This is a genomic window from Bacteroides sp. K03 (assembly GCF_019734355.1).
GTDB classification, from domain to species: Bacteria; Bacteroidota; Bacteroidia; order Bacteroidales; family Bacteroidaceae; genus Bacteroides; species Bacteroides nordii.
In genome coordinates this window covers 1-12,720 of record NZ_JAASHC010000007.1, presented here as the reverse complement: position 1 = coordinate 12,720, position 12,720 = coordinate 1, and the positions used below count along the sequence as shown (strand labels likewise).

The 12,720-nt window shown below is 43.1% G+C and carries 12 protein-coding genes; 9 read left to right on the top strand and 3 right to left on the bottom strand.

What is annotated here, in order from left to right; all coding sequences use genetic code 11:
* Nucleotides 1-53: 53 nt before the first annotated feature.
* The 7 genes from HCG69_RS07310 to HCG69_RS07280 all read left to right on the top strand — a co-directional run bounded on the left by HCG69_RS07310 (nucleotide 54) and on the right by HCG69_RS07280 (nucleotide 7,227).
* The gene (locus HCG69_RS07310; protein WP_221649509.1) at nucleotides 54-938 is read left to right on the top strand and encodes a FecR family protein; all 885 of its coding nucleotides are present in this window, start codon (nucleotides 54-56) and stop codon (nucleotides 936-938) included.
* A gap of 212 nt (nucleotides 939-1,150) precedes the next feature.
* Nucleotides 1,151-3,832: a TonB-dependent receptor gene (locus HCG69_RS07305; protein WP_221649508.1), complete on the top strand. Its 2,682-nt coding sequence runs from the start codon at nucleotides 1,151-1,153 to the stop codon at nucleotides 3,830-3,832.
* Nucleotides 3,833-3,837: 5 nt separating this feature from the next.
* The gene (locus tag HCG69_RS07300; protein ID WP_221649507.1) at nucleotides 3,838-4,893 is read left to right on the top strand and encodes a DUF4249 domain-containing protein; all 1,056 of its coding nucleotides are present in this window, start codon (nucleotides 3,838-3,840) and stop codon (nucleotides 4,891-4,893) included.
* Between the two features lie 5 nt (nucleotides 4,894-4,898).
* Nucleotides 4,899-5,702 (top strand): hypothetical protein, encoded by an 804-nt coding sequence (locus HCG69_RS07295; RefSeq protein ID WP_221649506.1) that lies wholly within the window; start codon nucleotides 4,899-4,901, stop codon nucleotides 5,700-5,702.
* 37 nt (nucleotides 5,703-5,739) lie between these two features.
* Complete coding sequence (locus tag HCG69_RS07290) at nucleotides 5,740-6,024, top strand: LysO family transporter (RefSeq protein ID WP_221649505.1); 285 nt, start codon at nucleotides 5,740-5,742, stop codon at nucleotides 6,022-6,024.
* Entirely contained in the window at nucleotides 6,021-6,623 is a 603-nt protein-coding gene (locus HCG69_RS07285; protein WP_221649504.1) for a lysine exporter LysO family protein, read from the top strand. Before HCG69_RS07290 ends, HCG69_RS07285 begins: the two co-directional genes overlap by 4 nt.
* Nucleotides 6,624-6,870: 247 nt before the next feature.
* Nucleotides 6,871-7,227, top strand: coding sequence for a hypothetical protein (locus tag HCG69_RS07280; protein ID WP_221649503.1), 357 nt, complete (start codon nucleotides 6,871-6,873; stop codon nucleotides 7,225-7,227).
* A gap of 90 nt (nucleotides 7,228-7,317) precedes the next feature.
* Here HCG69_RS07280 and HCG69_RS07275 read toward each other — a convergent pair whose 3' ends face one another.
* Nucleotides 7,318-8,370 (bottom strand): DUF2027 domain-containing protein, encoded by a 1,053-nt coding sequence (locus HCG69_RS07275; protein ID WP_221649502.1) that lies wholly within the window; start codon nucleotides 8,368-8,370, stop codon nucleotides 7,318-7,320.
* Nucleotides 8,371-8,450: 80 nt separating this feature from the next.
* Between HCG69_RS07275 and HCG69_RS07270 the strand changes: the two genes are divergently transcribed.
* Both HCG69_RS07270 and HCG69_RS07265 read left to right on the top strand, forming a co-directional pair.
* A complete protein-coding gene (locus HCG69_RS07270; RefSeq protein ID WP_221649501.1) occupies nucleotides 8,451-9,671 on the top strand; it encodes an S-adenosylmethionine:tRNA ribosyltransferase-isomerase in 1,221 nt (406 codons plus the stop codon).
* A 20-nt stretch (nucleotides 9,672-9,691) separates the two neighbouring features.
* Nucleotides 9,692-10,201: an NUDIX domain-containing protein gene (locus HCG69_RS07265; protein WP_221649500.1), complete on the top strand. Its 510-nt coding sequence runs from the start codon at nucleotides 9,692-9,694 to the stop codon at nucleotides 10,199-10,201.
* 3 nt (nucleotides 10,202-10,204) lie between these two features.
* Here the strand turns inward: HCG69_RS07265 and HCG69_RS07260 are convergent, their stop codons facing one another.
* Together HCG69_RS07260 and HCG69_RS07255 are read right to left on the bottom strand one after the other, a co-directional pair.
* Nucleotides 10,205-10,747: a glutathione peroxidase gene (locus HCG69_RS07260; RefSeq protein WP_025868051.1), complete on the bottom strand. Its 543-nt coding sequence runs from the start codon at nucleotides 10,745-10,747 to the stop codon at nucleotides 10,205-10,207.
* 252 nt (nucleotides 10,748-10,999) lie between these two features.
* Nucleotides 11,000-12,640: a PEGA domain-containing protein gene (locus HCG69_RS07255; protein ID WP_221649499.1), complete on the bottom strand. Its 1,641-nt coding sequence runs from the start codon at nucleotides 12,638-12,640 to the stop codon at nucleotides 11,000-11,002.
* Between the last annotated feature and the right edge of the window lie 80 nt (nucleotides 12,641-12,720).

The following is a 12,720-nucleotide window of genomic DNA, read 5'->3' as shown; positions in this document are numbered from 1 at the left end:
GTACTTCCCGCACGGGGAGGTGCGCCAGGCGATATTTAATCTTCAAAAACAGAATGAAATATACAGAAACAGAAGCAGAGAAAATACTCGAAAAGCTCATAGCCTCTACCCGTTCTCCAAGAGGACGGTTTTCGGCAGAAGAGAGTTACAAATTGTTGGAAAGACGGCTGCCTGCCCTTAATAAACGCACCTTCGGGATGAGGGGCATGCGAATATTCTCAGCAGCGGCAGCAGTTATCTTACTTTGCGTGATGAGCTGGCTGGCATATGACTATATGGGTCCGGTGGACATGCAAACCGTCTCCACTTTTGCCGAATGCAGGAGCATACAGCTCCCGGACGGAACGAAGGTGACGCTCAACCACTTCTCTTCACTGACCTATCCGGAACGTTTTCGCGGAAAACGACGCGAGGTAACGCTAAATGGCGAAGGCTATTTTGAGGTAAGCAAGAATGCAAAACATCCGTTCATCGTACGGGCCGAAGCCATCAGAGTGCAGGTGTTGGGTACTCACTTCAACATAGAATCCTACCCCAATGATCCGGAAGTAAAAACAACTCTGTTTGAAGGGTCTGTAGCTGTAACCATTGCCAACAACCCGGAACGTATTATATTACACCCTAATGAAAGTGCTATATATAATAAGGAAAACGGAAGTCTGACCCTTGCAACACCCCAAAATGCTGCCGAAGAAATAGCCTGGCGAAGCGGATCATTCATTTTCAACCATCTGCCTCTACAACAAATCGTCCGGGAACTCAGTAATTCATTCGGAGTAGAAATAAAAATTGAAAATGAAGCATTGTACAACTACCACCTTACAGCACGATTCAGCAACGGAGAAAGCCTCGAAGAAATCCTGTATCTGCTACAGCAAGGAAGAGATTTTGAGTACAAACGAAACGATAAAGGTATAATTATCAATGCAAAGCAATAGCTGGAGTGCTTCCCGCACGGGGAGGTGCGACAAGCGATGATTTATTAAAACGCAGATGAACGCAGATTTTCGCAAAGGGAAACAAATAGATAATAAAGATCCACAGTCTTTTAATCTGCGTTTATCTGCGATCATCCGCGTTTCATCAAAGATTTAAACTCGGTGGAACTCTGTGTTACTCTGTGGTGAAATACATTCAAAACTGATCAATCATGAAACATATACATATATCTCTTATAAGAAGCCTGATGCTGATAGGCGGAGTGCTCCTTTTCGCATTACAGACACAGGCACAGAAAGCTGAAACAAAACTTTCGTTCAGCATTCGCAATGCCACACTGGAAGAGTTCGTCAAACGAATAGAAAACTCTACCGGTTTCTCTTTCATTTATGGAGAAGAAGTGAAGATTAACCACCGCATCACACTCGATGTCAAACAAAAAACAATACCGGAGATACTCGATCTGGCCTTTGCCAATGAACCCGTAAAATACCAGATAACCGGACGGCACATCCTTTTGCAAAAGAAAAAACAAAAACCGGTAAGCCGCAAGTTCACTATCAGCGGATATGTGACAGACGGAGCGTCCTCCGAGACGCTGATTGGTGCTAACATCCTTGAGAGTCGTCAACAACGAGGCACTACTACCAATCCTTACGGTTTTTATAGTATCACTTTACCCGCAGGAGAGACAGAACTAAGTTTTTCGTATCTGGGATACACCACCCGACAGTACAAACTCGAATTGAGTAAAGACACTCTGATCAACGTTCTCATGCAAGACAACAACCAGCTGGAAGAGGTGGTCATTGTATCCGACAAAGCAGAAGCAGGCATAACCGCCACGCAAATGGGAGCCCAGGAAATACCTATTGCACAAATCAAGAATACTCCCAGTATTCTGGGAGAGGCCGATGTGATGAAAACCATTCAACTGATGCCTGGCGTACAGGCAGGTGTAGAAGGATCTGCCGGACTGTATGTACGTGGCGGCGGCCCGGACCAGAATCTTATCCTGCTGGACGGTGTACCGGTATACAATGTAGACCACCTGTTCGGTTTCTTCTCTGTTTTTACGCCGGAAGCAGTGAAAAAAGTAACACTTTTCAAGAGTTCCTTTCCCGCCCGCTTCGGTGGGCGGCTTTCGTCAGTGGTAGATGTGCGTAGCAATGACGGAGATATGAAGAAATATCACGGTACGCTCAGTGTAGGACTTCTTTCCAGCAAAATCCAGTTGGAAGGGCCAATCATCCGGGACAAAACATCCTTTAATATTTCGGCACGCCGTTCTTATATAGATCTGATAGCGAAACCTTTCATGCCGAAAGATGATAAAATAAGCTATTACTTCTACGATATAAATGCTAAAATCAACCACCGGTTCTCAGACAGAAGCCGCCTGTTTCTGAACTTCTACAACGGAAAGGACAGTTATTATTTTAAAACAACGGATTCTTCTTCATCAATGTACAAAGACAAGATGTCACTCAACTGGGGAAACACTATCGCTACCGCCCGCTGGAACTATATATTCAACCAGAAACTATTCAGTAACACCACCGTAGCTTACAACAAGTACCGGATGGATGCTAACTCTACAGTATACACAAAAACAGATCTCATTGAAAGCACAAGTGAGAGTAATTACCACTCCAACTACCACTCGGGCATCTGCGACTGGAGTTATCTGATAGATTTCGACTATAACCCCACGCCTGCCCATCATATCAAATTTGGCGCAGGGTATCTCCATCACGATTTCCGCCCGGAAGTAGCTACCTCCAAAATACAGGAAAAGGAAGATGGAATAACCAAACAGGATACCCTCTACAACAGTATCTCCAACAGTACAATCCAGGCACACGAAGTATCCGCTTATATAGAAGATAATTTCGACATAGGTTCACGGCTACGTATGAATGTAGGGCTGCACTTATCGATGTTCCGGGTACAGAAGAGAAACTATTTCTCGGCTCAACCACGTGTTTCAGCCCGGTATCAGCTGACCAGACATACCGCCCTAAAAGCTTCTTATACAAAAATGAGCCAATACATACATCTGCTCTCCTCCACTCCCATCTCTATGCCCACAGATCTTTGGGTGCCTGTAACCAGCAAAATAAAACCGATGCAAGCCCACCAATATTCATTGGGAAGCTACTACACGGGACTTCCAGGCTGGGAATTTTCTGTAGAAGGATATTATAAACAGATGCGTAACGTACTGGAATACAAAGAAGGAGTCAGTTTCCTTGGCTCTTCTTCCGGATGGGAAAACAAAGTAGAGATGGGTAAAGGACGTTCCATGGGAATAGAGTTCATGGCACAGAAAACTACTGGAAAAACAACCGGCTGGATAGCCTACACACTTGCCAAAAGTGACCGGAAGTTTGCCGTAGGAGGTATCAACAACGGAGAACGGTTTCCCTATAAATACGACCGCCGCCACAACCTGAGCCTGGTGGTAAATCATAAGTTCAACAACCGGATTGATATAGGCGCTTCATGGATATTCTCTACAGGAGGCACAGCTACGATTGCCGAAGAAGTTACTGCCATCATCCGCCCGGGAGAGGATGCCATACAACAAAAAGATTACATAGAGAAACGCAATAACTACAGATTGCCTGCCAGCCACCGGTTGAACATAGGAGTAAACTTCAACAAAAAGACCAAACATGGAGTACGCACCTGGAATATAAGCCTTTACAACGCTTACAATGCCATGAATCCAACAATGATATACAGTAATAACTCCGGAGGATATACCTCTTATATCAAAAACCAGGAAGATGGAAAGGTATATCTTCAATACATACCAGCCAAACGAAAGATCACCAAATTAACGTTATTACCCTGTGTTCCTTCAGTAACTTACACCTATAAATTTTGAGCATTATGACAACAAGATACATACTTCCACTTCTTATGCTAATAATATTCATCTGCAGTTGCGAAAACGAAATAGACTTCAATAAAGCCGCCCGTCCACCCAAACTGATAATGAACGCATTGATCAATGCCGACAGCACAAACAACATACTCTACCTGAATAAAACAGGGCAATATGTTATAAGCGACGTCACCAATGCCAGTGTAGAAGTGCGGGTAAACGATGTATTGGTGGAAACACCCAAAGCAATACCTATCCCCACCGGAGATTTTGTATCCTTACAGAAACGTTTCCTCATCACCACCAAATTTCATCCGGGAGACAAAGTACGTATTGATGCCCGCACCGGAGACGGAGAATTTCATGCCTGGGCAGAAGTAGTAGTGCCGCAACCACCAATGCCTATAGAAAAAGTAGATACCGCTACTGCTCTTGTCTGTGAATATGGCAACTATTACAACCGGTTGCTTCGCTACCGTATCACCTTCTCAGACCGTCCGGACGAAAAGAACTACTATCGTCTCGTTCTGGAACGTCGTTACACACTGTATGCAACCATGTACAGACGGGGTACAATAAGCGGCAGCCTGGCACTAAAAGATACAGTACTTACACAACAAAATTTCCGAATGCTCCCTCGTGAAGATGTAGTCTTGACAGACGGACATCCCACCACCTCTGAAGATGATGAAAACGGCATGTTTGAACAAGCCCAGAACATATATGGAGTATTCGATGACAGCCGCTTCTCCGGACAGTCGTACACAATGACGGTGTATCCATCCGGCTCAGATAGCTGGCCCTATCTCTTTGAATCCCACGATGTCACGCGGAGAACACTAGATACTTACGTCCGGATACTTAGTATCAGTGAAACGGATTTCCAGTATTTAAAAGCACTGAATCTTAGCGAATCGGACTTTGCAGATGACGTAACCATGGAACCTGTCACTTTTGCCAGCAATGTTCATGGAGGGCTTGGCATTGTAAGTATCAGTACAGAAACAAGTGTAAAAATCAACATATCCGACGAAGAATATGACCAATATAATCCTTATTAAAAGCCATGAAAACCATCTATCTATTACTCCTGACCAGCCTTCTCCTCTGTTCCTGCCGTAGTAGCCGGAGCATGCAGAAGGAGATAAACCCAATGAAGTCCGATCTGTTTTACGAACTTACCTCCCCCGCTTATCAGGGAGAAGCCAAACGAACCGTATATCTGGACTTTATTGACTACTCCAATCTGGACTACTATACCACAGTGAAAAAAAGAGGAGGATTTGCCGTTCCTCTACTCCTCTATATCTACGAAACCAACCGCTTCAACGTCCGCCTGGGTGAAGGCTCGCTGACACAAACTTATCGTGAATTTCTCACCGAAGCTTTGCTGACCGAATGTAATACTCCCGATTTCATCCTGAAACCATCTCCTGTGCGCCCCGTCAGGAAAAATGCACGCCGAATGCCCAGAGAGCTATTAGGAGACAGTATTCCAACTGCCCTACCCGACTCTGCATTAAGCCTGAAAGTGAAAATACTTCATAATGAAACCTACTCCGGAGTAAAACTGAAAGAAAGCAGTTACCTGTGGTTCGGTGGTGAATACATCACTTTCCCCAATCATCGTGCCAATGATGCCAATACCGACTTATCCATTGTTGTACGTTTATCAAGAGGAGACGATTGCCTGCTGGACAAAACCTATACCGTCCATTACCAGCAACAAGCCCCCGACCGTGGATACGAAAATTCCGTTCAGGCCAACGAAATTTGTCTGCGTACCATGACCGAATGTCTTTCAATAGCAACCAAAGAAATAGTAGAAAATATCTGTCAGGAATTAAACCTGATACTGGCTGCATCCTGAGAAAATAGTATCTTTGCAGCCTAATAATGTAAAAGATATGTTCACTATCATAGGAATAATGCTCACCGGGATGCTCACCGGCTATCTGCTACGCAGTAAAAAGCTTTCATGGATTCATAAAGTTATCACACTATTGATATGGTTACTGCTTTTTCTACTGGGCATTGATGTAGGAGGAAATGAAACCATCATCAAAGGATTGCATACCATCGGGCTGGAAGCCATCATTATCACACTGGGTGCTGTTGCAGGAAGTGTATTGGCGGCATGGGTATTGTGGTACTTTATATATATAAGGTATAGAAAGGAGATAAAACAATGAAAGGTAGTCTCATCATAGTCTCATTCTTCGTTGTGGGCACCCTTTGTGGCTTATACCACCTGATTCCATCTGATTTCATACATAGCAAACTAAGTTATTACGCCTTGTGCGCACTCATGTTTTGTGTAGGCGTCAGCATTGGCAATGATCCTAATACACTGAAAAGCTTCCGTTCGCTCAACCCACGACTGGTGTTTCTTCCCATCATGACCATATTAGGAACATTAGCTGGCTGTGCTGTAGTCAGTCTGTTCCTGAGCCATCGTTCACCGGCCGATTGTATGGCAGTAGGTGCAGGATTTGGTTATTACTCTCTTTCCAGTATCTTTATCACTGAATATAAAGGCCCGGAGTTAGGTACTATCGCACTCTTATCAAACATCATACGCGAAATTATCGCTCTGCTTTGTGCCCCATTATTAGTCAGATACTTTGGACGCCTCGCACCCATTTCTGCAGGTGGTGCCACGACAATGGATACTACCCTTCCGATCATAACCCGCTGCTGCGGAAAAGAATTTGTGATCGTTTCCATATTTCATGGTTTTATAGTAGACTTCAGCGTGCCCTTTCTCGTAACATTATTCTGTTCCGTGTAGGCAAACATATTACAATTAGATTACAAAATCTCCTCTATTTCACTCTTTTTATTAGCATATTCTTGATCTACATCAAGAAATGATGTTATATAGCATACTTTACTCCTCAACTTCTTTTATGTTCTAAAACATATCCTTATATTTGCATAGGTAAAAAGAAAGACTAAGCGCTTAAGTCGGTTTTCAATAGGTATTAGATTTAGTTTTAGGATTAGTTTTTAGGTATAACAATTAAAAAGTAGGTATTATGAAAAGATTAGGATTAACATTAGTGGCAGTACTCTGCCTGGCTGCGACTACTTTTGCAGCAGGAAACCAACCTACTACTGCAAAATGGGAAGGTAACATCAATGTAAATAAGTTAAGTCAATATTTGAATCTGAATTCAATGCAGAGCGAAGAGGTCTCTAATATCTGTGAATATTTCACAGAACAAATGAGCCGGGCTGCCTCAGCTAAAAAGAATAAGGAAGCAAAATTGCACAATGCAATTTACGGAAACTTGAAATTGATGAAAAGAACGCTCACAAATGAACAGTATAGCAAATATGCAGCATTACTGAACATTACCTTGAAAAATAAAGGTATCGAGCTGAACAAGTAAAATGATTATTATATAAATGTAAAAAGAGTGTCAACAGTTTTATCTGTCGGCACTCTTTTTTTTATCTATCTTCAGGTGCTGTTACCTTCATCACCGGATAGTCACCAATGTCGCCCCGAAACCATATTCCTGAAAGGAAGCATCCTGATAACGGCAGGTACTGTATTTACGTTTCAATTCGTCAAGCAAAGCTTTCCGGAGCACTCCATCACCCTTACCGTGAATGAAAACGATTTTCTGTTCGCGTTTACCCTTATACTTCTCCATTACCTCACGGAATTTATCCAGCTGATAATTCAAGATTTCACTGTTACTCATACCATGTGCATCATCCAACAATTCATTAATATGGAGATCTATTTCTATAATACCATTCGAGCTGCTACGTTTGACTATCGGTTGTGATCTGGGTTTCTCCACCTCTTTTTTCTGCAATAAAGCCACTTGAATATCTTCTGCAGAAACATAGACCTGTTTGACAGGCACATCATTCGTTACGATATCATACACCAGAGCCGGTTCTTCAAAGAAATCTGACTCGCGGAAAGTATGCAGTTTATAGAATTTCACCGTATCAATACGTAATTCCACACTAACGGCGGGTTTCATTGCAAAAGTCTTACCATCTTTAAAAGCAATGAATTGTACGGCAACACGTTCCATCTCATTCAACACATCTTTAGCAAAATCTTCCAGAAAGAGCTTTGTATTAGGATCTACTAACCCGTGTGAACGAACTTTCCATGCCTTTCCTTCGGCACTGAGGTATGTATAATAGAGATAGTAATTGCTATCATTCACCAGATAAGCCTCAAAAGAAGTACTGCTGATAGCTTTCACATCTTCGGGCACAAAAGCCAGCATCACATTAAGCATATCACCACCACGCGTTTCGGGTTGACGTTGCACCGCGGGCATCTCCGGTTTCATTGGCTTAGCCGGTTCTTCGGCTTTTGAGGGAGCAGGAGCTGCTTTTCTTTTCATATTATAATCGTCCGTATCAATCACCACACATTCACGCATCGGCATCGGGATATCAAACCCGTCTGCATCTTCTACCAAAACGATGTCTTTTCCCTGGAAACCTTTCACAATTCCTCCGCCTACTTCGCTGAGGAAACGTACTTTATCACCTATTTTCATCTTTATATTTACAATTTACCATTTACAATCTACAAATTAGGGCAAATATAGTTACTTTTGCGGTCGCAATGAAAGAAAAGATGAAAGAAAACCCAAAACATATCCGTATTAGCGAATACAACTATCCCTTGCCGGATGAACGTATTGCCAAATTCCCTCTCCCGGTGCGCGATCAATCCAAGCTACTTGTCTACCGTCGTGGCGAGGTTACAGAAGATGTCTTTACATCCCTTCCTGAATATCTGACAGAAGGTAGCCTGATGATATTCAATAATACGAAAGTCATCCAGGCCCGCCTGCATTTTCGTAAAGAAACAGGAGCACTGATAGAAGTATTTTGCCTTGAACCGATCCAGCCGAATGACTACGTATTAAACTTCCAGCAGACCCGGCATGCCGCATGGCTCTGCATGATTGGTAATCTGAAGAAATGGAAAGAGGGTGCATTACGTCGGGAAATGACTGTAAAAGGACATACACTTATGCTTACCGCTACACGTGGCGAATGTCATGGTACAAGCCATTGGATAGACTTCTCATGGGACAATCCGGAAGTTACTTTTGCTGATATTCTGGAAGTGTTCGGAGAATTACCGATCCCCCCATATCTGAACAGAGAGACACAGGAGAGTGATAAAGAGACTTACCAAACGGTATATTCAAAGATTAAAGGTTCTGTGGCCGCCCCAACAGCCGGGCTCCACTTCACACCGCGGGTACTGGATGCCCTTTGCGAAAAGGGTATAGACCTTGAAGAACTGACATTGCATGTGGGTGCCGGGACTTTCAAGCCGGTGAAAAGTGAAGAAATCGAGGGGCACGAGATGCATACGGAATACATATCCGTGTCACGCTCAACCATCAAAAAACTTATCGATCATAACGGTTGTGCCATCGCTGTAGGAACCACTTCTGTGCGAACTTTAGAAAGTCTATACCACATCGGAGTGACATTGGCTGCCAACCCACGAGCTACGGAAGAAGAACTGCACGTGCGACAGTGGCAACCTTATGAAAAGTATGATGAGATTCCGTCAACAGTTGCCCTGCAAAAGATTTTAGGATATTTAGATCGCAACGGTATGGAAGCTCTGCACACCAGTACTCAAATCATTATTGCACCCGGATACAACTATAAGATAGTAAAAGCAATGGTCACCAACTTCCACCAACCACAAAGCACACTGTTGTTGTTGGTTTCGGCTTTTGTAAAAGGAAACTGGCGGACGATTTATGACTATGCCCTGGATCATGACTTCCGTTTCCTTAGTTACGGAGATTCATCGTTACTGATACCCTGAAAAAGTTAATTCATTTAATCATGCAAAACGATAATAATGAAGAGATGTTTCCCATCGTTGATGAGGAAGGAAATATCACCGGAGCCGCTACCCGCGGCGAGTGCCACAGTGGAAGTAAACTGCTTCATCCGGTAGTGCACCTGCACGTATTCAATAGTAAAGGAGATTTGTACTTACAGAAACGCCCCAAATGGAAGGATATCCAACCGGGCAAGTGGGATACGGCCGTAGGTGGCCATGTAGATTTGGGCGAAAGCGTAGAAATAGCGCTGAAACGCGAGGTTCGGGAAGAGTTAGGCATTACAGATTTTATACCGGAACACCTGACCTGTTATGTTTTTGAATCCGCCCGCGAACGCGAACTGGTTTTTGTGTACAAAACGGTATACGACGGAGACATCCACCCCAGCGATGAGCTGGATGGCGGACGCTTCTGGACCTTAGAAGAGATAAAAGAGCATATAGGAAAAGGGATATTTACTCCTAACTTTGAAGGAGAATTCAAGCGCGTCTCTTTCGACAAGTTATGATCGTTATTTCTTTTCTATCCACTGAACGATAGTTTCTGAGAACGGACTTTTTTTAGGAGGCACCATTCCTACCCAATTTCCGTTCTCATCAATCATAAACTTCTGAAAATTCCATTGCACGGGGGCGTCTTGCACTCCGTTCAGTTTCTTTTCTGTCAACCATTGATAGAGGGGAGCTATGTTTTTACCTTTCACTGAGATCTTCGCCATCATCGGAAAGGTGACATCATAGTTCAGCGTACAGAATGTAGCAATCTCTTCATTAGTTCCCGGTTCCTGCCCCATAAAGTTATTGGCAGGAAAGCCGATGATAACAAAGCCATCGTCTTTATATTGATCGTATAACTCCTGTAGCTCTGCATATTGCGGGGTGAGTCCACACTTTGAAGCAACATTTACGACCAGAACTTTTTTCCCTTTCAGTTGAGAGAGATTATAGGGTTTACCATCAATAGTGGTTACGGCGAAGTCATAGAAAGAGTTGCTCTGCGCAGCGGCAGCGATTGAAAGTACAAGAGCTACGATGAGGGAAGAAATGGTTTTCATACTTGTTTCTATTTGTGCTTTCCACACCGGAAGTTATGCTAAACGACAATAACGACTATCAGTGGAAAGCGAATGTTAGGACTTAGTTGATAATACTGTGAATCGGTTCACCACAGAGGACGCAAAGGGCACAGAGTTATTATCTGATTGATTTAAAAACAATTAAAGTTCTGTGCTCTCTACTTCCTCTATGGCGAACCAATTCACAGTAATAACAAATAACATAGGTACAAAGTTGCAACAATTCGCTATTTAGAATGCATAAGAAAGTCCTAAAGAGAGTTTTAACAGGCTACCTCCGTCACCTTCGATTACTACAACATTTCCTCCATAAGAGCATTGGAATTCAAGTAGGAACTTTTTCAGCTGCACATTGCAACCGACCTCTCCAAGCAATGACAATTGACCACAATAGTAATCAAGGCTCCCTGTGGAGCCACCAGAGTAACCACTTGTGAAACTCATTTCATCATAATTAAGCCCTATTCCTGCCGAAAGGTTAAAGATTTTACTGGCGCGCCAGTTCAAATGAGCAGGAACATAAAAGGCATGTTGGTCTGCTTCACCCGACATAAGATTAACTCCTGTAGAGTATTCATAAAAGGCACCAGTATATAGTCCTAATTTTGATTTACCAAAGTTCGTTCGTGCCCGTACACCAACCTGACACCCTATTGTACTAAAATCGACTAAATTCTTATATACGGCCGCTGCCGATATTCCTATAACCCACTTTCTATCTACATTATTCCAATAGTGTTTTTGCCCCAAAGAACTATCCGCTGTATGCAGCTCTTTACTTCTCTTTGCTTTTGTCACTCCATCAGGCAATTCAATAGAGCAGATAGAAGATGTCCTATCTCCTACTTTAAACCTCTTACTATTAGACCGCCCCATATAAGACACACTAATATCGTGCATTCCATAAGGAAGATTCACCGTATAAGGGGTTTTGCAGTTATCCAGCCGTTCGTTATTAATGTCGATGTCTGCTTCTACATTTTCTCCACCATATTTGGCAAAGATAGCTACCGCTTTCTTCTCTTTCATGGAGAAATTATGAGACATACGGCTATGCTCGTTAACATTCAGTTGCAACGTATCCCGGATATTTCCTTGTACAGCTACCAGTGTATGCGGTCCGTAGGAAAGAATGACACTGGCACGCGGTAATCTTCCATAAGGCTTGCCATCTACTTCAAGCAAAGTTCCTTCCAGTTCACTGCTTAGGCTCATAGAGTGTGTTTTACGCATATCGTAATCAAAATAAGCACGTTCGTCGGAAACATTGATCTCTTCTTCTTTTGTCAACCCATCCAGCGTTAACGTTACTGTGTGTTTTCCATAAGTCGCTTGTTTCTTTTCGCAGGGGGTTACTCCCACATATTCGCCATCGAGCATCACCGTAGCCCCTCCGGGTATACTATTGAATGAGATGTCCTGCATCTTTTCATTCTCTAACACAATCTCGTATATCTTCTTCTCTTCCAATTTGAAAGGTCCTACTTTGCAGGCACCATGCCCGGGATTGTTGAAAGTGATTTCAATCAGATCGCCGGCTGTGACGTATAGCCAATAGGCTTCGGGATGTTTGTCTGCCGCAGGAAATTCCTCCGCAGCTTTATTGCATCCTGCACTGAAGTAGGTGACAAATTTCCGGCTCTCTTCAGGGAGCATATTGCGGAATTTCACAATGAGCAGGGCAGCCGGAGAGCCGTTGTCGTCCATCGGCCATTGAGCCTTTAGATACTCATAGGTTACATCTCCTTTACCCATATCCCCGTTTTTTGCCTGAAAGCTCAAGCAACGGAAAGAACCGGGCACATACTTCAACTGTGCGGATGCACTCACTGCTGCAATCATCAGCAACAACCCCATTATTAACTTCTTCATATTCTTCTATGTTGTATTCCTAATAATTGAATACTTTTTTATTTGTTATTAACTTTATAAATCAATTAGTTATCTCTTTT

Coding starts and splice junctions, on each gene's coding strand:
- HCG69_RS07310 (WP_221649509.1), top strand. CDS start 54: ATGAAATATACAGAAACAGAAGCAGAGAAAATACTCGAAAAGCTCATA.
- HCG69_RS07305 (WP_221649508.1), top strand. CDS start 1,151: ATGAAACATATACATATATCTCTTATAAGAAGCCTGATGCTGATAGGC.
- HCG69_RS07300 (WP_221649507.1), top strand. CDS start 3,838: ATGACAACAAGATACATACTTCCACTTCTTATGCTAATAATATTCATC.
- HCG69_RS07295 (WP_221649506.1), top strand. CDS start 4,899: ATGAAAACCATCTATCTATTACTCCTGACCAGCCTTCTCCTCTGTTCC.
- HCG69_RS07290 (WP_221649505.1), top strand. CDS start 5,740: ATGTTCACTATCATAGGAATAATGCTCACCGGGATGCTCACCGGCTAT.
- HCG69_RS07285 (WP_221649504.1), top strand. CDS start 6,021: ATGAAAGGTAGTCTCATCATAGTCTCATTCTTCGTTGTGGGCACCCTT.
- HCG69_RS07280 (WP_221649503.1), top strand. CDS start 6,871: ATGAAAAGATTAGGATTAACATTAGTGGCAGTACTCTGCCTGGCTGCG.
- HCG69_RS07275 (WP_221649502.1), bottom strand. CDS start 8,370: ATGAAAATAGGTGATAAAGTACGTTTCCTCAGCGAAGTAGGCGGAGGA.
- HCG69_RS07270 (WP_221649501.1), top strand. CDS start 8,451: ATGAAAGAAAACCCAAAACATATCCGTATTAGCGAATACAACTATCCC.
- HCG69_RS07265 (WP_221649500.1), top strand. CDS start 9,692: ATGCAAAACGATAATAATGAAGAGATGTTTCCCATCGTTGATGAGGAA.
- HCG69_RS07260 (WP_025868051.1), bottom strand. CDS start 10,747: ATGAAAACCATTTCTTCCCTCATCGTAGCTCTTGTACTTTCAATCGCT.
- HCG69_RS07255 (WP_221649499.1), bottom strand. CDS start 12,640: ATGAAGAAGTTAATAATGGGGTTGTTGCTGATGATTGCAGCAGTGAGT.